The organism is Streptomyces sp. NPDC002276 (genome assembly GCF_053891435.1).
In genome coordinates this window covers 382462-405090 of record NZ_JBSFCQ010000005.1, presented here as the reverse complement: position 1 = coordinate 405090, position 22629 = coordinate 382462, and the positions used below count along the sequence as shown (strand labels likewise).

General features: G+C 70.2%; 25 protein-coding genes. 10 read left to right on the top strand and 15 right to left on the bottom strand.

From position 1 onward, the window contains the following. Positions 1-67 precede the first annotated feature (67 nt). From ACWIHT_RS16400 to ACWIHT_RS16385, 4 genes are all read right to left on the bottom strand, one after another. The gene (locus tag ACWIHT_RS16400; RefSeq protein WP_200687898.1) at positions 68-1030 is read right to left on the bottom strand and encodes an electron transfer flavoprotein subunit alpha/FixB family protein; all 963 of its coding nucleotides are present in this window, start codon (positions 1028-1030) and stop codon (positions 68-70) included. Positions 1031-1105: 75 nt separating this feature from the next. Further along, complete coding sequence (locus ACWIHT_RS16395; protein WP_200711508.1) at positions 1106-1894, bottom strand: electron transfer flavoprotein subunit beta/FixA family protein; 789 nt, start codon at positions 1892-1894, stop codon at positions 1106-1108. Between the two features lie 244 nt (positions 1895-2138). Then, positions 2139-2648, bottom strand: a complete 510-nt coding sequence (locus ACWIHT_RS16390; RefSeq protein ID WP_456168665.1) for a flavin reductase family protein — start codon at positions 2646-2648, stop codon at positions 2139-2141. A gap of 208 nt (positions 2649-2856) precedes the next feature. Beyond that, positions 2857-3270: a TlpA family protein disulfide reductase gene (locus ACWIHT_RS16385; protein WP_200711506.1), complete on the bottom strand. Its 414-nt coding sequence runs from the start codon at positions 3268-3270 to the stop codon at positions 2857-2859. Between the two features lie 75 nt (positions 3271-3345). Here ACWIHT_RS16385 and ACWIHT_RS16380 point away from each other — a divergent pair, with 75 nt between their 5' ends. Further along, positions 3346-3762, top strand: a complete 417-nt coding sequence (locus tag ACWIHT_RS16380) for a DUF4395 domain-containing protein (RefSeq protein ID WP_456168663.1) — start codon at positions 3346-3348, stop codon at positions 3760-3762. Between the two features lie 185 nt (positions 3763-3947). After that, complete coding sequence (locus ACWIHT_RS16375) at positions 3948-4676, top strand: lysophospholipid acyltransferase family protein (protein ID WP_456168661.1); 729 nt, start codon at positions 3948-3950, stop codon at positions 4674-4676. A gap of 4 nt (positions 4677-4680) precedes the next feature. Here ACWIHT_RS16375 and ACWIHT_RS16370 read toward each other — a convergent pair whose 3' ends face one another. The 5 genes from ACWIHT_RS16370 to ACWIHT_RS16350 form a co-directional block, all read right to left on the bottom strand. Beyond that, positions 4681-5373 carry a B3/B4 domain-containing protein gene (locus tag ACWIHT_RS16370; RefSeq protein WP_456168659.1) on the bottom strand — a complete coding sequence of 231 codons (693 nt, stop codon included), beginning with the start codon at positions 5371-5373 and terminating at the stop codon, positions 4681-4683. Positions 5374-5381: 8 nt separating this feature from the next. Then, positions 5382-5954, bottom strand: a complete 573-nt coding sequence (locus ACWIHT_RS16365) for a transglutaminase domain-containing protein (protein WP_456168657.1) — start codon at positions 5952-5954, stop codon at positions 5382-5384. A gap of 86 nt (positions 5955-6040) precedes the next feature. Continuing rightward, positions 6041-7111: a threonine aldolase family protein gene (locus ACWIHT_RS16360; RefSeq protein ID WP_456168655.1), complete on the bottom strand. Its 1071-nt coding sequence runs from the start codon at positions 7109-7111 to the stop codon at positions 6041-6043. After that, positions 7108-7854, bottom strand: coding sequence for an SDR family NAD(P)-dependent oxidoreductase (locus tag ACWIHT_RS16355; protein WP_456168851.1), 747 nt, complete (start codon positions 7852-7854; stop codon positions 7108-7110). The genes ACWIHT_RS16360 and ACWIHT_RS16355 overlap by 4 nt, the downstream gene beginning before the upstream one ends. A gap of 38 nt (positions 7855-7892) precedes the next feature. Further along, the gene (locus ACWIHT_RS16350) at positions 7893-9290 is read right to left on the bottom strand and encodes a DUF6421 family protein (RefSeq protein WP_456168653.1); all 1398 of its coding nucleotides are present in this window, start codon (positions 9288-9290) and stop codon (positions 7893-7895) included. 413 nt (positions 9291-9703) lie between these two features. Here ACWIHT_RS16350 and ACWIHT_RS16345 point away from each other — a divergent pair, with 413 nt between their 5' ends. Beyond that, positions 9704-10387 (top strand): glycerophosphodiester phosphodiesterase, encoded by a 684-nt coding sequence (locus tag ACWIHT_RS16345; protein WP_456168651.1) that lies wholly within the window; start codon positions 9704-9706, stop codon positions 10385-10387. 3 nt (positions 10388-10390) lie between these two features. Here ACWIHT_RS16345 and ACWIHT_RS16340 read toward each other — a convergent pair whose 3' ends face one another. Continuing rightward, positions 10391-10930, bottom strand: a complete 540-nt coding sequence (locus ACWIHT_RS16340; RefSeq protein WP_456168649.1) for a GNAT family N-acetyltransferase — start codon at positions 10928-10930, stop codon at positions 10391-10393. A 76-nt stretch (positions 10931-11006) separates the two neighbouring features. Here ACWIHT_RS16340 and ACWIHT_RS16335 point away from each other — a divergent pair, with 76 nt between their 5' ends. Together ACWIHT_RS16335 and ACWIHT_RS16330 are read left to right on the top strand one after the other, a co-directional pair. Next, on the top strand, positions 11007-11399 hold the full coding sequence (locus ACWIHT_RS16335; RefSeq protein ID WP_456168647.1) for a VOC family protein: 393 nt from the start codon (positions 11007-11009) through the stop codon (positions 11397-11399). A 95-nt stretch (positions 11400-11494) separates the two neighbouring features. Then, entirely contained in the window at positions 11495-12250 is a 756-nt protein-coding gene (locus tag ACWIHT_RS16330) for a VOC family protein (protein WP_456168645.1), read from the top strand. 299 nt (positions 12251-12549) lie between these two features. Here the strand turns inward: ACWIHT_RS16330 and ACWIHT_RS16325 are convergent, their stop codons facing one another. The 3 genes from ACWIHT_RS16325 to ACWIHT_RS16315 all read right to left on the bottom strand — a co-directional run bounded on the left by ACWIHT_RS16325 (position 12550) and on the right by ACWIHT_RS16315 (position 17538). Beyond that, positions 12550-15135 carry a cellulosome protein gene (locus ACWIHT_RS16325; protein ID WP_456168643.1) on the bottom strand — a complete coding sequence of 862 codons (2586 nt, stop codon included), beginning with the start codon at positions 15133-15135 and terminating at the stop codon, positions 12550-12552. Positions 15136-15253: 118 nt separating this feature from the next. Continuing rightward, positions 15254-15841, bottom strand: a complete 588-nt coding sequence (locus ACWIHT_RS16320; RefSeq protein ID WP_456168641.1) for a MarR family winged helix-turn-helix transcriptional regulator — start codon at positions 15839-15841, stop codon at positions 15254-15256. Beyond that, the gene (locus tag ACWIHT_RS16315) at positions 15838-17538 is read right to left on the bottom strand and encodes an FUSC family protein (RefSeq protein WP_456168639.1); all 1701 of its coding nucleotides are present in this window, start codon (positions 17536-17538) and stop codon (positions 15838-15840) included. Before ACWIHT_RS16315 ends, ACWIHT_RS16320 begins: the two co-directional genes overlap by 4 nt. Positions 17539-17723: 185 nt before the next feature. On the opposite strand from ACWIHT_RS16315, the gene ACWIHT_RS16310 reads away from it, so the two are divergent. The 4 genes from ACWIHT_RS16310 to ACWIHT_RS16295 all read left to right on the top strand — a co-directional run bounded on the left by ACWIHT_RS16310 (position 17724) and on the right by ACWIHT_RS16295 (position 20736). Next, complete coding sequence (locus tag ACWIHT_RS16310; RefSeq protein ID WP_456168637.1) at positions 17724-18275, top strand: DUF5134 domain-containing protein; 552 nt, start codon at positions 17724-17726, stop codon at positions 18273-18275. A 107-nt stretch (positions 18276-18382) separates the two neighbouring features. After that, positions 18383-19318, top strand: coding sequence for a M56 family metallopeptidase (locus ACWIHT_RS16305; protein ID WP_456168635.1), 936 nt, complete (start codon positions 18383-18385; stop codon positions 19316-19318). A 49-nt stretch (positions 19319-19367) separates the two neighbouring features. Then, positions 19368-20027, top strand: a complete 660-nt coding sequence (locus ACWIHT_RS16300; RefSeq protein ID WP_456168633.1) for a phosphatase PAP2 family protein — start codon at positions 19368-19370, stop codon at positions 20025-20027. Positions 20028-20040: 13 nt separating this feature from the next. Then, positions 20041-20736 (top strand): HAD family hydrolase, encoded by a 696-nt coding sequence (locus ACWIHT_RS16295; RefSeq protein WP_456168631.1) that lies wholly within the window; start codon positions 20041-20043, stop codon positions 20734-20736. Between the two features lie 46 nt (positions 20737-20782). On the opposite strand, the gene ACWIHT_RS16290 is transcribed toward ACWIHT_RS16295, so the two are convergent. Continuing rightward, positions 20783-21031, bottom strand: a complete 249-nt coding sequence (locus ACWIHT_RS16290) for a DUF2630 family protein (protein WP_019069429.1) — start codon at positions 21029-21031, stop codon at positions 20783-20785. A 261-nt stretch (positions 21032-21292) separates the two neighbouring features. On the opposite strand from ACWIHT_RS16290, the gene ACWIHT_RS16285 reads away from it, so the two are divergent. Beyond that, positions 21293-22003, top strand: coding sequence for a TetR/AcrR family transcriptional regulator (locus ACWIHT_RS16285; RefSeq protein WP_456168629.1), 711 nt, complete (start codon positions 21293-21295; stop codon positions 22001-22003). Between the two features lie 26 nt (positions 22004-22029). On the opposite strand, the gene ACWIHT_RS16280 is transcribed toward ACWIHT_RS16285, so the two are convergent. Further along, positions 22030-22506: a DUF6214 family protein gene (locus ACWIHT_RS16280; RefSeq protein WP_456168627.1), complete on the bottom strand. Its 477-nt coding sequence runs from the start codon at positions 22504-22506 to the stop codon at positions 22030-22032. Positions 22507-22629: the final 123 nt, after the last annotated feature.

The following is a 22629-nucleotide window of genomic DNA, read 5'->3' as shown; positions in this document are numbered from 1 at the left end:
CGGCCCGGGAGATGCCGAAGCCCCCACGACCGCGCGGGTCGCAGGGGCCTGACGGCACTTGTGGAGATCAGCCCTTGCGGGTGTTGATCTCCTCGGTGAGCTGCGGGACGACGTCGAAGAGGTCGCCGACCACGCCGTAGTCGACGAGGTCGAAGATCGGGGCCTCGGCGTCCTTGTTGACGGCCACGATCGTCTTCGAGGTCTGCATGCCCGCGCGGTGCTGGATCGCGCCGGAGATGCCGTTGGCGATGTAGAGCTGCGGGGAGACGCTCTTGCCTGTCTGGCCGACCTGGTTGGAGTGCGGGTACCAGCCGGCGTCGACGGCGGCGCGCGAGGCGCCGACGGCCGCGCCGAGGGAGTCGGCGAGCGCCTCGATGATCGCGAAGTTCTCCGAGCCGTTGACGCCACGGCCGCCGGAGACGACGATCGCGGCCTCGGTCAGCTCCGGGCGGCCGGTCGACTCGCGCGGGGTGCGCGCGGTGACCTTGGTGCCGGTGGCCTTGTCCGAGAAGGTGACCGCGAGCGCCTCGACCGTACCGGCGGCCGGGGCGGCCTCCACGGCGGCCGAGTTGGGCTTCACGGTGATGACCGGGGTGCCCTTGGAGACACGGGTCTTGGTGGTGAAGGAGGCGGCGAACACCGACTGCGTGGCGACCGGGCCCTCGTCACCGGCCTCCAGGTCGGTGGCGTCGGTGATGATGCCGGAGCCGATGCGCACCGCGAGGCGGGCGGCGATCTCCTTGCCCTCGGCGGAGGACGGCACCAGGACGGCGGCCGGGGAGACGGCGTCGTAGGCGGCCTGGAGGGCGTCCACCTTCGGTACGACGAGGTAGTCGGCGTACTCGGCGGCGTCGTGCGTGAGCACCTTCACCGCGCCGTGCTCGGCGAGCGCGGCGGCGGTGTTCTCGGCACCGGAGCCGAGGGCGACCGCGACGGGCTCGCCGATACGGCGGGCCAGCGTCAGCAGCTCCAGGGTGGGCTTGCGGACGGCGCCGTCCACGTGGTCGACGTAGACGAGAACTTCAGCCATGGGAATGGTCTCCTGCGTGCTTGCGAAGTCTGAGGGGCGGTGAGGGAGCCTGCGGCGGGCCGTGGCCCTTGGGGCCTAGATGAACTTCTGGCCCGCGAGGAACTCGGCGAGCTGCTTGCCGCCCTCGCCCTCGTCCTTGACGATCGTGCCGGCGGTGCGCGCGGGGCGCTGGGCCGCGGAGTCGACGGCGGTCCAGGCGCCTTCGAGGCCGACCTCGTCGGTGTCGATCTCCAGGTCGGAGAGGTCCCAGGCCTGAACCGGCTTCTTCTTGGCGGCCATGATGCCCTTGAAGGACGGGTAACGCGCCTCGCCCGACTGGTCGGTGACGGACACGACGGCCGGCAGGGAGGCCTCCAGCTGCTCGGAGGCGCTGTCGCCGTCCCGGCGGCCCTTGACGACACCGTCCTCGACGGAGACCTCGGAGAGCAACGTGACCTGGGGGACGCCCAGGCGCTCGGCCAGCAGGGCGGGGATCACACCGGCGGTGCCGTCGGTGGAGGCCATGCCGGAGACGACCAGATCGAAGCCGGCCTTCTCGATCGCCTTGGCCAGTACCAGGGAGGTGCCGATGACGTCGGTGCCGTGCAGGTCGTCGTCCTCGACGTGGATCGCCTTGTCGGCGCCCATGGACAGCGCCTTGCGCAGGGCGTCCTTGGCGTCCTCCGGGCCGACGGTCAGGACGGTGATCTCCACGTCGTCGTCCGAGTTCTCGGAGATCTGCAGCGCCTGCTCGACCGCGTACTCGTCGAGCTCGGAGAGCAGACCGTCCACGTCGTCCCGGTCGACGGTCAGGTCATCGGCGAAGTGCCGGTCGCCAGTGGCGTCGGGCACGTACTTCACAGTGACAACGATCCTCAAGCTCACGCCGGCTCTCCTACTGCATCGTCATTTTTCGGCTGCCTACTTCCAGGCAGCATAGGCGCCTTGAACGGCCGTTCCCGGTGCGGGCGGCCGGTGCTCCGAGCGAAATATTACTCGCCAGTACGCAGCACTACGCTCCCTCAGCAGATGCCCGCTAAGCAAGCGCTTTGAACTGTGACCTGTGCAACGCAGCGTAATCGGAACTCGACGCTTCCGCAGGGTGGCCCGTCACCCATCGGGAGTGGTCTCAGTCACGCAGCCCGTTGAAGCGCCCCTGGTGGTAGAGGAGCGGACGGCCGGAGCCGGCGTGGTCACCGAGGACGACCTCGGCGATGACGATGCGATGGTCCCCCGCGGGCACGCGCGCGACGACCCGGCACACCAGCCAGGCGAGCACGCCGTCGAGGACCGGCACACCCTCGGGCCCCTCGTGCCAGACGGTGGGCGCCCCGAACCGGTCGGCGCCGCTGCGGGCGAAGGTGGCGGCCAACTGCTCCTGGTGCTCGCCGAGTACGTGCACGCCGACATGGTCGGCCCCGGATATCGCGGGCCAGCTGGACGCGCCGGTGCTGATCCCGAAGGACAGCATCGGGGGCTGGGCCGAGACGGAGCTGAGGGAGGTGGCGGTGAAGCCGACCGGACCGGCCTCACCGCGCGCGGTGATCACCGCCACACCGGCCGCGTGCTGCCGGAAGACGGAACGCAGCAGGTCGGGAGAGGCGAGCTGGGAGGTGCCGAGATCGGGCGTGGCCGTCATGGGGCTGTCCTTCTTGGGGAGGCGACGAGCGGGACCGTGGCTGCTCAACAGCCCGGACAGCACGCGCTCGCGGTGCGTGCGAGGTCGACGTGCACCCGCCCGAAAAGAAGGAGTTCCGAAGGCATACAGTCAGGCTGACGATAGGTGGTGTGCGCAGTCAAGTACGTTCCGGCATATGGGAGATGACTCACCGCTTCCGCCCGAATCGTCAAACCGCCTCCCCCAGGGCAGCGATGACATCCGCCTTGCGGGGGAGGCCGGTGGCGCGCCGCACGACGCGTCCGTCCGCGTCGAGCACCAGCACGGTGGGGGTCTTCAGGATGTCGAGTTCCCGTACGAGGTCCAGATGGTCCTCGGCGTCGATCTCGATGTGACGCACTCCGGGGACCATGCCGGCGACCTCGCCCAGCACCCGGCGGGTGGCCCGGCAGGGCGCGCAGAAGGCGCTGGAGAACTGCACCAGGGTGGCCTTCTCGCCGAGGTCGCCGCCCAACTCGGTGGCACCGAGCCGTTTTCCGCCGTCGCGCCCGCGCACCCGTACCCTCCCGCTCCGCCGCCGATGCAGCACTCCGTAGGCGCTCGCCACCGCGAGCACCGCCACGCACACCACGAGTCCGGTCATCCCCTGCTCCAGCGTTCACGAGACTGCAAAGATTCCCAGCACCACGAATCGTTTCCGCTGCGGAATCCTAGGTTCATGGACATCGATGTGAGAGGGCCGCGCTTCGGGGCGGCCCTGACGACCGCGGTACTGGCGGTCGTGCTGGTCACCGGCAGCTTCTGGCTGCTGGCCTGGCAGACCCTGGCGTTCGCGCTGGGCGCGGCGGGCGGCGTGGGCCGCTCGCCGTACGGCTGGCTGTTCCGGAAGGCCGTACGGCCCCGGATCGGGCCGCCGACCGAGTTCGAGTCGCCGGAGCCGCCGCGGTTCGCGCAGGCGGTCGGGCTGGTCTTCGCCGGGGTGGGTCTGGTCGGTTTCGGCGTGGGACCGACCTGGCTGGGGCTCGCGGCGACCGGTGCCGCGCTCGCCGCCGCGTTCCTCAATGCCGCGTTCGGGTACTGCCTCGGGTGCGAGATGTACCTGCTCGTACGCCGGGTGACGGTTCGCGCAGAGTAAAGGCAATTTAAAAGTACGAGGTGGATCAAGTGATGGACGTGACGAGGATCTCGCCGTTCTGGGGCACGAGGACTGGCCAGTCGTCCGTTCTTCGGGCACGATCTGCGCAATGCCGTAAACCTACGGCTGCGTAACTTTCCCGCCCGGAGAACCCCTTCAGGCAGAGAGAAGGGTCCACCCCGTCCATGGCTGAGCTTGTCTACCGTCCCGTCGTCGGTCTCGCCCAAACGTTGTTCAAGGTCTGGGACCTCAAGATCGACTGCAAGGGAACGGAGAACATTCCGCGCTCGGGCGGTGCTGTGCTGGTCAGCAACCACATCAGCTATCTGGACTTCATCTTCGACGGCCTGGCCGCCCTGCCCCAGAAGCGCTTGGTGCGCTTCATGGCGAAGGAGTCGGTGTTCCGGCACAAGATCTCCGGTCCGCTGATGCGCGGCATGAAGCACATCCCGGTGGACCGCAAGCAGGGCGAGACCGCCTACCAGCACGCGCTGGAGTCGCTGCGGTCCGGTGAGATCGTCGGCGTCTTCCCCGAGGCGACGATCTCGCAGTCCTTCACCCTGAAGAGCTTCAAGTCCGGTGCCGCGCGCATGGCCCAGGAGGCCGGCGTCCCGCTGATCCCGATGGCGCTGTGGGGCACCCAGCGACTGTGGACCAAGGGTCACCCGAAGAACTTCAAGCGCAGCCACACCCCGATCACCATCCGGGTCGGCGAGCCGGTGGAGGCCCCCCAGGACCAGTACGCGGGCGCGATCACCCGCCGACTGCGCGAGCGCATCCAGGAGTTGCTGGAAGCCGCCCAGCGCGCCTATCCGGTGCGGCCGAACGGCCCCGACGACACCTGGTGGATGCCGGCCCATCTCGGGGGTACCGCACCCACCGCCGAAGAGGTCAAGGCGGCCGAGGCTCGCTGAATCGTCACGCCGGGGCGTGGACGGTGATCCGTGCCCCGGGGCTGAACTTCTCCAGCAGTTCGGCGAGTTCGGCCCCCGCGCGCTCCACCTCGGCGACGGGCATCGGCGCCAGACCCTCCAACAGGAAGACCGCCGACGTCGATTGCTCGGTCAGCCTGGTGCGCGGCCCCTGTCGCCAGTTCCAGCGGCGGCAGGTGACACCGACCGCGTCGGTCCACACCACCTCGCCCGCGTCGGGGTGCTCGACGACCTCCTCGCCGCCCGCGACAGTGACGAACTCCTCGCCCCCGGTGGCCCGTTGGAGGGTCATGCCGCCCTGGACGCGGTCGGCGTCCTCACCGCCCACGGGGATCAAGTACGCGACGCTGATGGCGTTGTAGAGGTCGACCAGCACATTGATCCGGGGCAGTCCCGCGTCCGTGAGCGCCCTCTTGGCCAGCGCCTCCGCCGAGTTGCGGGTGCGCGACGGCTTCGACCCGAACGCCGTGTACACCTCGCGCCAGGCCACCATGTGCGGGTCCTCGTGCGGGGCACGACCGTCCAGCCGTACGGCCAGCCTGCGGGCCGCGTCGTCGAGCAGCGCCGAACTCGCTTCCGTGCTGGGCCCGTTGACCAGTCCCTGCGCCTCGATCACGACATGCGTGAAACCGGGTGCGAGGGCGTGGACTTCATCGGTCACGGTCAGGGTGAGCGTCATGAGGTGCCTCAGAGTGCGGTCGGGAGCGTCTGCCACAGGTGCGGCCGGTCGGGGGCGGCCTTGAGGGCGCTCAGCACGACCGGGTGCGGTTCAGCGTACAGGACCGGGTAGTCCAGCTCATTGAACTCCGGATCGGGTACGAAGGCCAACCGCTCGCCGTCGAGGGAGAACTGCGCGTCCACTCCCGGCTTGTTGCCGCGCGGATCCTGCCGGTGCCAGGCCCCGTTGAACCGCACGGCGACCAGCCCGTGCACCACGTCGAACTTCTGATAGCACAGGGCCGTCGGGATGTCCTCGGCCCGCAGCAGCGCGGCCAGCGCGTGCGCCTTGGCGTAGCAGATGCCGGCGCCCTGCTCCAGGACGTCGGAGGCCCGCCAGGTGACGCGCGGATCGCCGACGTCCTGCGAGTGGGGAATCCCGTCCCGCACGAACTCGAAGGCCAGCCGTGCATAGCCATACGAGTCCGCGGCGCCCGCGGCGAGACGCGCGGCCGCCTCCCGGACAAGGGGATGCTCGTGGTCGATGACCTCGTCAGCTGCCAAGTAGGCGGACAGGTCGGGGGTGTTCTGGATCAGCTCCATGACCGGAGAGCATAGGAAAGCGATCACCCGAGAGTCAATGACTTTTCAGGTTACCGCATACCTATGCAGTAATGCAAGAGGATCGACTACCGCGCCATCTCCTCCTTGAGCGCCGCCACGAACGCGTCCACGTCGTCCTCGGTCGTATCGAAGCCGCACATCCAGCGGACGTCACCGGCGGCCTCGTCCCAGAAGTAGAACCGGAAGCGCTCCTGAAGGCGCACGCTCACATCGTGCGGGAGGCGGGCGAAAACACCGTTGGCCTGCACCGGGTAGAGGATCTCCACACCGTGCACCGCGCGGACGCCCTCGGCGAGGCGCTGGGCCATCTCGTTGGCGTGGCGGGCGTTGCGCAGCCACAGGTCCTTGGCGAGCAGCGCCTCCAACTGCACAGAGACGAAGCGCATCTTGGAGGCCAGCTGCATGGACAGCTTGCGCAGGTGCTTCATGTGGCTGACGGCGTCCTGGTCGATCACCACGACCGCCTCGCCGAAGATCGCGCCGTTCTTCGTCCCGCCCAGGGAGAGGATGTCGACGCCGACCGCGTTGGTGAACGTCCGCATGGGGACGTCCAACGAGGCCGCCGCGTTGGCTATCCGGGAGCCGTCGAGGTGGACCTTCATGCCACGCGCGTGGGCGTGGTCGCAGATCGCGCGGATCTCGTCGGGCGTGTACAGGGTGCCGAGTTCGGTGCTCTGGGTGATCGAGACGACCTGCGGCATCGCACGGTGCTCGTCGTCCCAGCCGTACGCCTGCCGGTCGATCAGTTCGGGCGTGAGCTTGCCGTCAGGGGTGGGCACCGTGAGCAGCTTCAGGCCGCCCATGCGTTCGGGGGCGCCGCCCTCGTCGACGTTGATGTGGGCGCTCTCGGCGCAGATCACCGCGCCCCAGCGGTCGGTGACCGCCTGGAGTGCGACGACGTTGGCGCCGGTGCCGTTGAAGACCGGGAAAGCCTCGGCGGTGGCACCGAAGTGGCTGCGGATGATGCCCTGGAGGTTCTCGGTGTAGTCGTCCTCTCCGTAGGCGACCTGATGGCCGCCGTTGGCCACCGCCAAGGCAGCCAGCACCTCGGGGTGGGCGCCGGCGTAGTTGTCGCTGGCGAAGCCGCGGATCTCCGGGTCGTGGTGGCGCCGTGCGTCGGTCTTCGGAGGGTTCACGGCTTCTCGGTCAGCCACAGACGGTTTCCGTTCACTTCGGCGGCGGGCTTGCCCCAGACGCCGGCGATGGCCTCGGCGAGGTCCTTGACGTCGGTGAAGCCCGCGAACTTCGCGTTGGGGCGTTCGGCGCGCATCGCGTCGTGCACCAACGCCTTCACCACCATGATGGCGGCGGCGGAGGTGGGCCCGTCCGTGCCCCCCGCCTTGCGGTAGCCGTCGGCCATGGCGAGGGTCCAGGCCTCGGCGGCGGCCTTGGAGGCGGAGTACGCGGCGTTGCCCGCCGTGGGCTTGCTGGCACCCGCCGCGCTGATCAGCAGGTAACGGCCGCGGTCGCTGCGCTCCAGGCCGTCGTAGAAGGCCAGGGAGGTGTGCTGGACGGTGCGGATGAGCAGCTTCTCCAGCAGGTCCCAGTCGGCGAGGTCGGTCTCGGTGAAGGTGGCGCTGCCGCGCCAGCCGCCGACGAGGTGGACCAGGCCGTCGACGCGGCCGAAGTCCTTCTCGATGTGCTCGGCCCAGTCGCGGGTCGCCTGCGGGTCGAGCAGGTCGACGGTGTCGCCGACGACGGTGGCGCCTCCGTGCGCGTAGCGGGCCGCGTCCACGGCCTCCGCCAGGCGCTCGGGGTGCGCGTCCGCGCCCACTACGGTCGCGCCCGCCTCGGCGAGCCGCAGCAGCACGGCATGACCGGCCGGCCCGCCCGCTCCGGCCACCGCGATCACCGCGCCGTTGAGCGCCCCGTTCCCCATGGTCCTCGCCTCCTGAGCCACTTCGGTCGTACGGTCGCTCACGCGGCGATCCGCTCGGCACTCTCCGCCGTGATGCCCCGGGTCGAGGCGATCACGTTCTTGAGCTTCTTGGAGAGGGCCTCATAGAACATGCTCAGCGGAAACTCGTCCGGAAGCACGTCATCCACGAGTTTCCGCGGCGGCTGGCTCAGGTCCAGGGCGTCGGGGCCCTTGGCCCACTTGGAGCCGGGGTGCGGGGCGAGATAGGTGGCGACCAGGTCGTAGGCCTTGAACCAGTGGACGAGCTTGGGGCGGTCGATGCCCGCGCGGTAGAGGTCCTCGATCTCGGCGCACAGCTGGTTGGTGACCTCGGGGGCGCGCTGCCAGTCGATGTGCAGCTTGTTGTCGGTCCAGCGGACGACGTCGTGCTTGTGGAGGTAGGCGAAGAGGAGCTGGCCGCCGAGTCCGTCGTAGTTGCGCACGCGCTCGCCGGTGACCGGGAAGCGGAACATGCGGTCGCAGAGGACCGCGTACTGCACGTCACGGGCCTGCGGGACGCCGTCGGCCTCCAGCTGCACGGCCTCCTTGAAGGCGGTGAGGTCGCAGCGCAGCTCTTCGAGGCCGTACATCCAGAACGGCTGGCGCTGCTTGATCATGAACGGGTCGAAGGGCAGGTCGCCGTGGCTGTGGGTGCGGTCGTGGACCATGTCCCACAGGACGAAGGCCTCCTCGCAGCGCTTCTGGTCGTCGACCATGGTGGCGATGTCCTCGGGCAGCCGCATGCCGAGAATCTCCACGGCGGCCTCGGTGACCCGGCGGAAGCGGGCGGCCTCGCGGTCGCAGAAGATCCCACCCCAGGAGAACCGTTCCGGCGCCTGGCGTACGGCGATGGTCTCCGGGAAGAGCACGGCCGAGTTGGTGTCGTAGCCGGTCGTGAAGTCCTCGAAGGTGATGCCGCAGAACAGCGGGTTGTCGTAGCGGGTCGCCTCCAGCTCGGCCAGCCAGTCGGGCCAGACCATGCGCAGGACGACCGCTTCGAGGTTGCGGTCCGGGTTGCCGTTCTGCGTGTACATCGGGAAGACGACCAGGTGCTGGAGTCCGTCCCGGCGGTTCGCGGCGGGCTGGAAGGCCAGCAGCGAGTCGAGGAAGTCGGGCACGTGGAAGCCGTCGGCGGCCCACTGCTCCAGGTCCCTGACCAGAGCGGCGTGATAGGCGGCATCGTGCGGGAGCAGCGGCGAGAGCTCCTCGACGGCACCTGTCACCCGGCGTACGGCGAACTCGACCTCCACGCGGTCCGGGGCGCCCTCGGCCGTGAAGTCGATCGACCCGTCCTTGGCCTGCCATGGCCGGATCCGCTCCACGGCATCCTTGAGCACGGGCCATGCCGGATGCTCAACCACCCTGGTCACGGGAGGAACCTGCTCCTCCGAACCCACCTGCACAAGAATTTCCGTCATGTCACTTCCTCCACGGGAGAACCCAGCGTATGGAAACCGTATACATATGTGGTTTCTCCCAGCAAGGGGACCTTCGGGAAATTATCCTGTCGACCCCTGCTCGTGACCGAACTTTTTCCTGCCGGAAACCGTGAAGGCCGACGAAGAGCCATCGCGCGGCTACCCAGGGAGCGAGACGTCGAAACCGGCCACCGGTCAATCGCCCCGGAACTCGCCCACCCCGGGGTGACCTTCCCGACCGGTGCCGTGCGGGTCGGCCGCCGACGTCTCCGCGATCCTCCGCGATCCTCCGTGTACGCGCGGGTCCAACGCCGGGCCCGGCCGTTAGGCTGCGGCTCTGCCGCGTGGACGCCGATGTCCGGCCGCGCCCACGCGCGCGTGCCGAGCCGCCGTCGACGGAAGCGAGTCGAACCTTGAACTTCCTCACCATCGGTCATCGCGGAGTCATGGGTCTCGAACCCGAGAACACTCTCCGTTCCTTCGTCGCCGCCGAGCAGGCAGGCCTCGATGTCATCGAACTCGATCTGCATCTGAGCAGGGACGGCGCCCTCGTCGTCATGCACGACGCCGACGTGGACCGTACGACCGACGGGACCGGTCCGATCGCCGAACGGACCCTCGACGAGCTGCGCACCCTGGACGCGGGCCGCGGCGAGCGCGTACCGACCTTCGAGGAGGTGCTGGACGCCGTCCGGTCACCGCTCCAGGCGGAGATCAAGGACCTGGCGGCGGCCCGGGCGCTGGCCGAGGTCATGCACCGGCGGGACCTGGTCGGACGGGTCGAGGTGTCCTCGTTCCACGACGAGGCGATCACCGAGATCGCGCGCCTGGTGCCGGGCGTACGCACCGCGCTGATCGCGAGCCGCTTCGGCCCGGACGTGGTGGAGCGGGCCACCGAGGCCGGCGCCGAAACGGTCTGCCTCAACATCCGCAGGCTGACCCTTGAGGTCGTCGAGGCGGCCCGCAAGGCGGACCTGAAGATCATCGGCTGGGTGGTGAACACCCAGGACCAACTGCGGCTCGTACGCGCCCTGGGCCTGGACGGCGCGACCACCGACTACCCGGAGATCAAACGCACGGGCCGCTTCACGGCGTGAGGCCTACGCCAGTTCCTTGACCAGCAGCTCGAACTGAAGGTCGTCGCGCTGCGGAATGCCGAACCGCTCGTCGCCGTACGGGAACGGGGTCATCCGGCCCGTACGGCGATAGCCGCGGCGCTCGTACCAGGCGATGAGGTCGTTCCGTACGGAGATCACGGTCATGTGCATCTCCCCCACCCCCCAGGTCTCCCTGGCCGCGCGCTCCGCCTCCGCGATGATGACCTTGCCGAGGCCGCCGCCCTGGAGCTGCGGGCTGACCGCGAACATCCCGAAGTAGGCGTGGTCGCCCCGGTGTTCGAGCTGGCAGCAGGCGACCACCTGGCCGTCGCGTTCGACGACCAGCAGTCGGCTGTCCGGCGACTTGACGACCGCGAGCACGCCTTCGGGATCGGTCCGCTGCCCTTCGAGGATGTCCGCCTCGGTGGTCCACCCGGCCCGGCTGTCGTCACCCCGGTAGGCCGACTCGATCAGCACGACGAGGGCGTCCACATCGGCGTCGGTGGCGTCGCGGAAGGTGAGTCCGGTGGCGGCGGTTTCCATGGTGCACAACTCCGATCAGGGCGCGGCTCAGGCAGAGACGAGAGTAACCCGACCCCTGGGACTAGGCTCCGGCCGCATGGTGCACGTACTGAGCAGCCGTATCCTGCTGCGCCCGACCGATCCCGACCGCTCCCGCGCCTTCTACGGCGAGCGGCTCGGGCTGCCCGTCTACCGGGAGTTCGGCACGGGGGTCGAGCGCGGGACCGTCTACTTCCTCGGCGGCGGCTTCCTGGAGGTCTCAGGCCGCTCCGACACCCCGCCCTCGCCCCCCGTACGGCTGTGGCTCCAGGTCGCCGACGCGGGGGCCGCGTACGAGGAGTTGCGGGCGACGGGGGTCGAGATCGTACGGCCTCCGGTGAAGGAGCCCTGGGGGCTGGTGGAGATGTGGATCGCGGACCCGGACGGGACGCGGATCGTGCTGGTGGAGGTGCCGGCGGACCATCCGCTGCGGTACCGGCCGGGGATCTAGGCCTACGGCGGGCAGGGGCCGTTCCCTGTCGGTTGGCCGGGGTCGTGGCCCGGGCTTAGCGTGCTGGAAGGGGTACTTCCCGTGGAAGGAACGCCATGAAGCTCGACAGGCCGGTGACCGGCGGGCCCTGCTGGGTCGAGCTGGGGACCAGTGACCTCGATGCGGCCAAGCGCTTCTACACGGACGTCTTCGGCTGGCGTCCGGAGACCGATCCCCGGCAGGAGGCGGGCGGCTACACGGTCGCGCACGTCGGGGACTCGGCGGTCGCCGGTCTGACGCCGCTGTTCCAGGAGTCGCAGCCGGTGGCGTGGAACGTGTCGTTCGCGGTGGCGGACGCCGACGCGACCGCGGAGCGGGTGCGTACGGCGGGCGGGACGCTGCTGATGGAACCTGCCGAGGTGTTCGACATCGGGCGCTTCGCCGTTGCCCTGGACCCCGGCGGGGCCGTGTTCCAGATGTGGCAGGCGCGGGCCTTCCCCGGCGCCGGGCTGTTCAACTCGCCCGGCGCGCTGGGCTGGGTGGAGCTGCTGACGCGGGCGCCCGAGCGGGCCGAGAGCTTCTACACGAGCGTGTTCGGCTGGACCGTCCGGCCCTCGGCGTACTACCCGCAGTGGGGCATCGACGGCGCCGACTTCGGCGGCCTGATGGCGATGGACGAGAAGTTCCCGCCGCAGGTCTCACCGCACTGGCTGCCGTACTTCGCGGTGACCGACGTCCACGCGACCGCCGCCGCGACGACCGAGGCGGGCGGCGCGGTCCTCATGGAACCCCATTCCATCGCCGACGTACGGCGGATCGCGGTGCTGCGAGATCCGCAGGGCGCGGTGTTCGGGGTCCACGCGGCGGGCTGAGGCGAAGCCCTGCCCGCCACGACCTGCCTGAAGGGGAACCGATCGTGCGGGACCCTCGCGGGAGACGTCAAGGCGGCGGGCGACCACCGCGGGAACCTGGTGGGGTTGGACCGCGTTCGCCGGTCCGCAGCTGCGCTACCACCTGCTGGAGCGGACGCCCGAGCGTGAACTGCTGCCGCAGGCCCAGGCGAGGCGGACCGGCTCGACAGCCGGGGCGACCGGCCGAACTGGGAGTCGGAGGTCGTTCAGACCATCTACGGCGACCGAGGTCCTCTGGGCGCGCAAGTTCTGACACGCCGTCAGGCCAGTCGTGTCACCGTCACCTGGTCGATCACGGGGGCGTACGCGGAGCGTTGACCGTACTGGTTCCTGGACTTGCCGTCGTGGTCCGGGAGTTCCTCGGCGGTGAAGGTGAGGGTGTTGGCGCCCTCGTCGAGGGTGACGGGGACGGTCAGGTCGTGGAAGTTGTTGAAGTGGAAGGTCGTGGGGAACAGGACGCGCTGCGGGGCGGCCCCGTTGACCGCGATGTCCGCGTGGCGGCAGACCGGGTCCGGGTTGTAGTGGGTGGCGGGCGCCTGCTCGCCGTTGGAGTAGCGGATCGTGAGCGCGTGCCGGCCGGCCCGCTCCGCCGTCACGGTGAGGGTGAGGGCGTTGGCCGGTCCGGCGCCGATGCCGTCGACCGCCTTGCCGCCGGTGGCGAACGTGTGGGCGCCGGTGACCCGGGCACCGCCGGTCGCGATGCCCTCCTCGGCCGGGTACGTCGAGGTGGGCAGGAGGCCGCGTGACGGCGCGGTCCGGAGGCGGTCCAGGACGAGTTCGCCCGAAGTGGCGGTGACGGTGACCTTGTTGATGCCCGACACAAGGAAGAGGGAACGTGGGGATCGTTCAACAATCCCCACGTTCTCACCGTTGATCGTCAACTCGCCCTCCCCGGAGCCGATCCGGTCGACGGCCACCGTCGCCTCCCCGTAGTCCGCCGCATGCACCCAGAAGGTCGCGGTGCCACCCCGCGGCAGTACGGCGACACCAGGACCAGAGGCTCCCCGGATCGTGCAGTCGGCGCGGGCGCCACCCCCTAGGGCGGCGAACTCGGCGTCGTACACCGCCGACCCGCTCACCTCACCGTCGCGAAGGGCGAGGTCGAGCTTGTCGACGACCGCGTCGCCCCGCGTGACACCGAGGTCGGCGTCCTTGGCGGCGAGGGTGATCGTGTGCGCTCCGGCGGTCAGCTCGATCCGGGTGTCAGTGTGGCCCCACACCGCCCACTTGTAGCCGAGCGGCAGCCGGAGTTCGCGCGGCTGGCGGCCGTCGACACGCAGGAAGACATTGGTGGGTCCCTGCTCGCGCACCGCCTCGGCCAGGTTGTACGAGTTGGCGAAGACGCTCACGTCGTACGTCCCGTCCTGCGGGACCTCGACCTGGAAGGCGAGGACGCCGTCGGAGCCGGTGCGGAGTCCGCCCACGTGGTAGCCGGTCGACGTGGCGAACTTGTCGACGTCGGACGGGGAGCCCTCGGGCCCGTTCAAGGATCGGCCGTCACCGAGGTAGGTCGCGTCCTCGGCCTGGTACGTCCGCCGCCAGCCGACCGAGGGCGGCAGCGCCACGGCCCCCTCGCCGCCCGGGGACAGGATCACCTGGTACGCCGACATCTCCTCCAGGTCCGTCAGACGCAGCGTCACTTTCCCCTCCATGACGGGGAGTTGAGTGTCATCGAGCCGCAACGGCTGTGCGGAGGCGCCGACTTGCCCCGTCCAGGGGATCTCCAGGAGCCGTGCGTGAACAGTCGTACCGAAGATCTCGGGGGCGACGTGCTCGAACACGACGTCCGCCGAACCGCCCGCGCCACCGAACAGCACCCGTGCCTGCCGCTTGTCCCGGTCGAGCGCGGCGACGCCCTGGAGCGTGTACTGCACGTTCGGGTGGGGCGCGGTGACCTGGACGGTGTTGCCCGTGAACTGCCCATAGGCGTTGAACAGCCACCACTGCCCGTTGCCCTTGTTGGCCTCGACCGCCGAGTCGTTGAGGTTGCCGTCGATGTTCCAGTACGCCATGTCGGCGTCGACCTTGGACTCCTCGATGGCGGCGATCCACTGGATCATCTGCCCCGGGACGGACAAGTGGTAGTTGTGCGCGTACTCGTTGATGTTGACGGGGAGCGGGCCGATGTCCAACTCCCGTTCCAGCGCACGGTACTTGGCGACGTTCGTGCGGATCTCGTCCGGCGAGGACAGCTCGTGCCAGGTGACGATGTCGGGCAGGACTCCCTCGGCCGCCGCGAACTCCAGGAAGCCCTTGACCTCGTTGTACAGTTCGCAGGTGTTGGGACCGGCGATGCGGGCGTCGGGGTCGAGCCCCTTGATCAGGCGGTAGATGTCCCGCCAGGCGGTGAAGTAGGCGCGCGGGTCGGTGCGCCAGGAGGTCCCGTCGTAGCTCCACTCCTCCGTGCCGAACATGTTGCCCTCGGGCTCGTTGAACGGCACGTACACGACATGGGACCGGTACTCGCCGAGCGCCAGCACCTGTTCGACGTGCCTGCGGACGCGTGCCGTGAAGTCGGCGAGGCGCTCGGGGCCGGTGGCGCCGGGCCACTCGTAAGGAAAGCCGCGGTAGATGTCGGTGAGGTAGACGTAGACGTCCTTGCCGCCCGCCTCGACGAAGGGGCGCAGCATCTCCAGGGCGTCGGCGCCCGGGTGCTGGGTGCCGTCCTGGGCCTTGGTGGAGACCGTGCGGACGTACATGCCCTCGACGACGTTGCGGCTGGGGACACCGTCTCCGTAGAGGCCGTAGAGCGTGCCGCTCGCGCCTCCGTGGAAGGGGCCCGTGTCGGTGCCGAGGTCGATGGTGAGCTTCCCAGAGGTGGGGGTGGAGGAGGCTTCGGCTGCCACGGCATCAGTCCCTTGTTCGGCATGTCGCACGACAGTCGGCGTCCCGAACCGACCTGGTCGAACGTAGGGAGATCACGCGCCTCACGTCAACGGTCCGCCACCGCCCGACCGCAGCGGGTCAGACGCGCAACACGCCGAGCCGGCCTTCCAGCTGGACCAGCAACTCGCCGAGCAGCGTGGCGAGTTCGCCCTGTCCGGGAGTGTCAAGACCGGCGAGCACGGTGGTCTCGTAGGCGAGCTGCTCGGGCAGGATCGCGTCGACGAGTTCGCGGCCGGTGTCCGTCAGGCGGACATGCGCGACACGGCGGTCGCGGGTGTCGCCGCGCCGCTCGACCAGTCCGCGTTCGGTGAGCTGCTTGAGGCGCTTGGTGACGGCGGCCCCCGAGGAGAAGGTCTCCCGGGTCAGCTCGCTCGGCGTCAGCTCGTGTCCGGTGCGGCGGAGCGCGCCGAGCAGGTCGAACTCGGGGCGGCTGAGCCCGGCCCGGCGCAGCGGCGCGTCCTCGGCCTGCTGGAGCAGGGCGGCACACCGGTTGATCCGGCCGATGATCTCCATCGGCCCGGTGTCGAGACCGGGGTGCACGGCCTGCCACTGCCCGACGACGGCGGCGACGGTGTCGTGGCGGGGCGCGCTCGGTGAGGGGTCGTCGCGGGCCGTATCCGGAGAGGCACCGTTTCCGTCCGTCGGCCGTCCGTTCATTGACGTCATCCCCGTACGCCCTCCGTCTTCCTGCCCGTGCGCCGATCCGCGGTCGGCCAGGAGTGCGGCCCCCGGCGTCGTACCGTCGCGGCGAGCGTACGGTGTCCGGACTGCTCGGCGAGCACGACCCGCTCCTGGGGCAGGGCACGCTGCCACCACTCGCCGGACGCGGCGTCGACGGTGGCACGCAGTTCGACCAGCGCGGCGGCGAGCGCGCGGTGCGCGGAATCCAGGGCTCCGGGGGCGGGAACGGGCTCACCCAAGAGGCGTGCGGCCCGCCCTCGCGCCCCCTCGACCGCGGTGAGCGCCTCCTCGATACGGTCGGTCGCGCGCCGGTTGGTGACGGCGACCGCGGCCACGAGGCCGACCAGGGCACCGACGAGGGTGTCCACGACCCGCTCGGTGATCAGTTCCCCCGGCTGCTGGGTTCGGGCGAACTCGGTGATGAGCAGTGCCATCGGGGTCACACAGACGCTGCCGAGCCAGTAGTTGCGGCCGATCAGCGCCTCAGCGCCGAAGTTGAACGCGAGGCAGCACAGCACGAGAACCGCCGGACGGGTGTGGGCGAGCGGGGCCACCCCGGCGAAGACGAGCACGCCCAGGAGGTTGCCGACGACCCGCTGCACTCCCCGGCCCCAGGTGAGGGTGATGTTGGCCTGGTAGAGGGAGGCGGCGGTGACGAGGGCCCAGTAGGGGCGGCCGACGCCGAGGGCCAGGGAGACGTATCCGGCGAGGGCGCAACCGATCGCCGTACGCAACACGAGGGGAGTGAGCGGACCGAGCCTGGTCCACAACGGGCTTACGGGGGCGGCGAGTTCGACGTCCACGCCGAGCAGTTCGGCGGCTACGGCGTCCACCCGATCGTCGCCCCCTGGGACCGGTCCACTCCCCCTCAGCTCACGGGCCCAGGCGCGCAGCGGCTCCGGGTCGGTGTCCGCGGGTGCGGCGAGGGCGACCTCGGCACGGACGACGAGACGTTCGAGAGCGCGGCGGGGCTCGGTGCGGACCCCCGTGGCGAGCAGGGACTGCCAGGCCGCCTGGACGGCCGCTGCCGTGGCGGCACGCGCGCGTGCGTGGCCGTCGCCGGTGCCGTGCGTGGCGGCGTACCCGGCGGCGGCATCCAGCGCCTGAGCCGTGGCACGGCGCTCGGGGCCGTGCGGCCGGACCAGGCCGGGTGCCATGCCGACGAGCCACGCCCAGACGCCCGCCCCGGCGGCGAGCGTGAGGTGACCGGGGATCTGGGCGAGTGTCTGCGGCGCGAAGAGCGAGGCGGAGCTGATGAAGGTGAGGACGACGTTGCCGGGCGGGCCGATCCGGGTCGCGTCGCACAGGCCCTTCTGTACGGCGGCCAGTGCGGCGCCGACCGTGACCAGCACGACGGCGTTCGTGGTGAGGGAGGCGGTGACCAGTGCGACCCCGAGACCGCCGATCATCCCGAGCACCACCCACACCAGGGCGCGGGCCCGGGCGGCGTAGGGCTTGTTGTGGGCGTAGAGCGCGCACAAGGAGCCGGCCATCGTGTACATCGCCAGGTCGAGGCGGCCCAGGGCGAGCAGGGCCAGGTTCGGCGGAGCGACCGACGCGACCACGCTGAGCGCGGGCTTGAACCAGATGTCGGAGGGCCGGCCGAGGCGCAGCACACCGGCGAGCGGAAGACGTCGGACGCGCGGGGCCCGCGGGGTGGGGACGGGGGTCGCACTGCTCATGGAAGACAAGCTTAGTAGGTGTTTTACTCGTGAAATATATTCTCGCGCAGCGCCTCCGACCTGCCGCACTCCGCCGAGTGCTCCCCATGTACACCGTTGCGCTCGATTGCGCCCCGTGCGGCACGGGCAACCTGTGACCGATCGTCTACGAAGAGTGATAACTGGGGTCGAACGGGGGGATGCGCATGCACGGACCGGCTTCGCCCGGCTGGCTGCTGGTCGCGCTCTGCGCCGCGACCGGGGCCTACTGCCTGTTGCGGATGCGCAGCCCCGTCGAGGAACAGCGGCGGGCCGCCGGCGGCGAGGCGCTGATGGGCTTCGGGATGGCAGCGATGGCCGTGCCCGCCGCGGTGTTCGCACCGCCGTCATGGGCCTGGCCCGGCTACGCGGCGGTGTTCGGCGCGGCGGCGCTGCGCGCCCTGTGGACCGCGCGCAGGAGCCCGCACCATGTGCACCATCTGCTGGGCACCGCCGCCATGGTCTACATGGCGCTCGTGATGGGCACCTCCCCCGGTCACCACCATGAACACGAGGGCTCCGGAGTCCCGCTCGTGACAGGTGTGTTGCTCCTCTACTTCGTGGGATACGTACTGCTGTCGGGCATACGACTGGTGCCCGTCACCGGCGCGGCCGTCGGCGACGGCGGGAGCGTCGGGTGGGGCGACCGGCCGGAGTTGGCCCGGGCGTGCCGACTGTCGATGGGGATCGCCATGGTCGCGATGCTGCTGACGCTCTGAGGATCCGGGCATCCAGGAATCCGGGGCACTGTACGAAATCGTGGTCTGCGTCACTTTGCCGTAACAAGCCGTACCCCTGATCACCGCGGCGCTCATAGGGTGCTCCCATGATGGTCCCCGCGGCACTGTTGCTGCTCGGCGCCTTGGCCGCCGTCGTCGCCCCACGGCTGCTCGCCCGGGCCGACTGGCCGGACCATGAGCCGGTGCTCGCGCTGTGGGTGTGGCAGTGCGTCGTGGCGGCCGTCCTCCTGTGCTGCGCCCTGTCGATGACGCTCAGCGCAGCCGCCGCGTGGCAGGCCGTGCGCGGCCATGTCTTCGCCAACGCCCCGCACGCCGTTCTGGACGCCTATCCCCTTGTGACGACCGGGCCTTGGGCCGCGGCGACCGCGGTCGCCCTCGCGTGCGGCGGCGCGTGGACGGTGGCGATGCTGGTCCGCGAGGTCCTACGGTCCCGGTCGCGCCGTCGGCGGCGAAGGGCCGAACTCCTCGTGCGCGCGCCGCTGTTGCCCGGCGAGGAGCCGGGCGCCGAGCCGCTGGTCGTGCTGGAGGGCGAGCGGCCGGACGCGTGGTGGATGTCCGGTCCCGCACCCCAACTGGTCATCACCACAGCCGCGTTGCGCCGGCTCAAGGGGCGGCAGCTGGACTCCCTGCTCGCCCACGAGCAGGGGCACGCGCAGGCCCGGCACGACTGGCTGCTGCACTGTTCGAGCGCGCTGGCGACCGGATTCCCGCAGGTTCCGGTGTTCGCCGCGTTCCGCGACGAGATGCACCGCCTGGTCGAACTCGCCGCCGACGACATGGCATCCCGCCGCTTCGGCCGCCTCACGACCGCGCTCGCACTCGTCGAACTCAACGAGGACCGTGGGGTGTTCGGGCCGTGCCCGACCCCGCACGCCCATGTCCCGCAGCGCGTGCACCGGTTGCTCACGCCGCAGGACCGGCTCACACCGACCCGGCGCCTGGGACTGACCGCCACGGCCGCGCTGGTGCCGGTGATTCCGGTGCTGGTGGCGTTCGTACCGGGGCTGCGAGCACTCGGCTGAGGTCCGCGTAGATCGGCATGGAGTGGATCAGATCGGCGAGGATCGTTTCATGCGCTGTCCGTCCCGCCCGAGTCACCGGCACACCGCCCTCACCGCCCTGACCCTGTGCTCCGCGCTGCTCCTCACCCTGGTCGCGGTCGAGTGGCGTCCACTGATCGACCTCGACAACCGGATCGCCGTAACCACGCACCGCTGGGCGGTCGAGGACCACGGCGTGACGCAGATGTGCCGCATCCTGACGGACTGGGTCTGGGACCCCCTCACCCTCCGCCTTGTATGTGCGGCCACCATGGTCTGGCTGGTGTGGCGGTATTCCGCGTGGTGGACAGCACTGTGGCTGGCGGCCACATGTGCGCTCGGCACGCTGCTACAGCAGGCCCTGAAGGCACTGGTCGGCCGCCCCCGCCCGGTGTGGCCGGACCCCGTCGACTCGGCGCACTACGCGGCCTTCCCCTCGGGCCACGCCATGACCGCCACGGTGGTCTGCGGCCTCCTCCTGTGGCTGCTCCACCGCTCCGGTGCCGGACCTGCTGTGTGGCGTACGGCCATGGCTCTCGCCGTGAGCTGCGTGGTGGGTGTGGGACTGACCCGTGTGTGGCTGGGTGTGCACTGGCCGTCGGACGTGTTGGGCGGCTGGGTTCTCGGTGCGCTCGTGGTGGCGGTGGCCGTCTGGGTGCACGAGCGGCGGTGGGTGCGAGTGAGCGGCTGAGTAAGATCACCGCATGAGTGCCGTCCTCTTCGACTTCTCCGGAACCCTCTTCCGCATCGAGTCCACCGAGTCCTGGCTGCGTGCCGTCCTACGGGAGACCGGAATCGCGCTGCCCGAGCCGGAGTTGGCCGAGGTGGCACGGGCATTGGAGTCGGCGGGGGCGCTGCCGGGCGGGGCGCAGCCGGAGCAACTGCCCGCGGAGTTCGCCGAGATGTGGCCGATCCGGGACGAGAGTTCCGAACTGCACCGGGCCGCGTACACCGGCGTCTCCCGCCAAGTGCCGCTCCCCGACCCGGCGTTGCACGACGCGCTGTACGACCGGCACATGACGCCGGCCGCGTGGACGCCGTACCCGGACGCGGAGTTCGTGCTGCGGTCACTGCGCGAGCGCGGAATCGGCGTGGGTGTGGTGAGCAACATCGGCTGGGATCTGCGGCCGGTGTTCCGGGAGCACGGCCTCGACACCTACGTGGACGCGTATGTGCTGTCGTACGAACACGGCATTCAGAAGCCGGACCCGAGGTTGTTCGCGGTCGCCTGCGAGGCGCTCGGGGTCGAGCCGAAGGACGTGCTGATGGTCGGCGACGACCGGCGCGCGGACGGCGGGGCGGCGGCCCTGGGGTGCGGGGTGCACTTCGTGGACCACCGCCCGGTGACCGAACGACCGGACGCCCTGCGCCCCGTGCTTGATCTGGTCGGTCAGGGCTGAGCCGGGGGCGGCTCCAGAAGTCCAGGAGGCGCCCCCGCCCGCAGGGTCACCCCTGATATCCCTCCACCTCGGACTCCGGGCGCACCCGCGCCTCGTCCGGGTTCTCGCCGAACTCCACCTTGGCGCGGCGCTGCCTCAACAGGTCCCAGCACTGGTCGAGTTCGCGCTCCAGCTGGCCGAGGCGCTGGTGCTCCGTGGTGCTGTCGATCGTGCCGGAGGCGAGGGCCTCCCGGAGCTTGCGCTCGTCGTCGACCATCTCGTTGATCCGCGCGAAAATCTGCTGGTCCTGGTCCATGCCCGTGCGCCTCCTCGGCTCGTCACCCGTGCCCACTCTAGGGACGGATCACGTGCCGTGCGACAGATGTGCGAGAAGGCGGCACCGGACGCCGGGCCAAAGGTCGCCCGAGGTAACCATTGGGGTGAAAAGGAGCCGCCCGCCTGAGACGATCCCCCGCGTCGCCCCAGACGGACGGCAGCATTCGACGGACCCTCGCGACGGGGACCCGTACGCCCTGAGTATAGTTGGCTGATAGCCAGTCAACGCAGGAGTTACAGCATGTCCCCGCGAAGCGCATCGGTCAATGAAGAGTTGCGACGGCGTTCCCGGGAGCGGCTTCTACAGGCGGCGGTCGAGCTGGTCGGTGAGCGCGGCTTCGAGGCCACGACCTTGGGTGACATCGCGGACCGGGCCGGCTCGGCGCGCGGACTGGTGTCGTACTACTTCCCCGGAAAACGCCAGCTCGTGCAGTCCGCCGTGCACCGGCTGATGCACCGGACGCTGGAAGAGGCGCTGGAGCGCGAGCCGCGCACCACCGACGAGCGGGAGCGCATGGCGCGGGCCATCGACGCGATCCTGGGCCTCGCGCACGACCGGCCCGTGCTCATGCGCCAGCACATGGCGGGACTGCTCCAGGGCGAGGGCTTCGTGCAGTGCCCGGAGCAGCGGCGCCTGGCCGAACTGCTCGGGGAGACGATCGCGCGGTACAGGTCGGGGAACAACCCGTCCGACTACCCGATGCTGCGGGCCCTCCTCATGGGCTCGGTCTACGCGGCTCTCGTGCCCGGGGTGCCGATGCCGATCCCGGTGCTGCGTACCGAGTTGTTCCAACGGTACGGCCTCGACTGGGAGTTGGGGATCCCGCCCGAGGCCGGCGGCACGCCGAGCGCGGCAGCGGACACGGACCTTTCACGGTTCTTCGCGACGGACGACCGGTCGACGGACGAGCGGTCGAGCGACGAGCATCCCGCGGAGCCCACCGGCGCATAGCCCGGCCGTCGCCCCAACTCACCGGCTCAACGCCTCGCATGACGAGGTGTCAGATAGCCCGCGTCCCGCGCCTGGGAGATCAGCCGGAGAGAGCGGCGTCGGCTGTGTCCGGTCGCGCACATCACCGCGAGGACGGGATCGACGCCCTCCTCCTGCGCGGCGCGGTACTCCTGGGCGACCAGCCACCGCCCCTCGATGCCACGCGGCCAGGGCGGCCTGGCCCGGCGCGCCACGCCCGACTCGGCTCCCTCATCCCCTTCGTGCGCAGGCCCTGACTCCAGGCCGCACGCCTCGAAGAGCGGCCCCTCGATCCAGTCGGCGAGCACCGTCAAGTCGTCGAGGGACAGGGCCGGTTGGGCCCGTACGTCCTCGACGGAGACGCACTGTTCGGAGACCACGGCGAGGGCGTCGACCCGGGCTCCGTCGGTGAAGGACAGCCGGACGTGGAACCACGAGGTGGCTCCGTCGTGCTCCTGCACTTCCCACGCGGGCCACACGGACACCGCGCCGTCCTCGGGGCAGCGATCGGAAAGATTAACGAAGGATGCTTCTAGCACATACGCAACGTAACCGCATGATCACATTCCATACGAACGGACACGCGCGCCCCCGTCTCGTACGGGTAC